We start from the raw sequence: 806 nt of genomic DNA on the forward strand, positions 1-806 counted from the left end.
CTGTGCGGCCTCGACGGCCGCCTGGGCGATGACCGCGGCCTTCTTGATCTTCCGGCCTCGCAGCCACGCCTCGAGCCGCTTGGTGCCGCTGCGGCGGATCGCAGCCGGCGTCTGGTAGCCGCTCAGCAACGTCAGCGGTCCCTTGTTCGTCCAGGTCAGTGCCCGTTCCAGGGCCGGAAAGATCTCCAGCAGCTGTGCCCGGAGCCGGTTGATCTGCCGGGTCCGGTCGGCCACCAGGTCGGTGCGGCGCCGGGTCAGAAGGCGAAGATCCACGGCGATCTCGTCTCCAGGGCGCAGCACACCCAGATCGCTGCGCATCCGGGCCTGATCGGCGATCACGAACGCGTCCTTGGCGTCGGTCTTGCCCTGACCGCGGTAGGTGGCCGATGCGCGATGCACCGCCAGGCCGGTCAAGTAGACCATCGGCTGGTCGTGGCTGATCAACAACCCGATCAGCAGGGCCGCACCACCATGGTTGATGTCCACCGCCCACAACGCCTCCGGCGAGAGCTCCAGGACGTCGGCGATCAGCTCCAGCAAGACCGCCTCGTCGTTGAGGACCCGCCGCGACAGCAGGCACTTGCCTTGCGCGTCGAGGACCACGCAATGGTGGTGTTCCTTGCCGATGTCCACGCCGGCCCAGATTTCGGGCATGCCTCACCTCCGCGAGCTCCCTGTGGTGATCACCTGCAGACGACCTCGCCGACGGTGTCCTACTCAGCGATCAGTGTCGCGTATCCCAATTGGCGGTCGAGTCGTCACGGTGCCGGGGGCGGCCAAGTAACTCAAACCATCCCAAACCGGCG

1 protein-coding gene is annotated in these 806 nt (G+C 67.0%); it reads right to left on the minus strand.

Annotated elements, in window-relative coordinates; translation table 11 throughout:
- Nucleotides 1-654, minus strand: a 654-nt coding sequence (locus tag E1289_RS37795) for a transposase (protein WP_131988996.1), incomplete at its 3' end; no start/stop codon positions are given.
- Between the last annotated feature and the right edge of the window lie 152 nt (nt 655-806).

This window comes from Actinomadura sp. 6K520 (assembly GCF_004349245.1).
Lineage (GTDB): Bacteria > Actinomycetota > Actinomycetes > Streptosporangiales > Streptosporangiaceae > Spirillospora.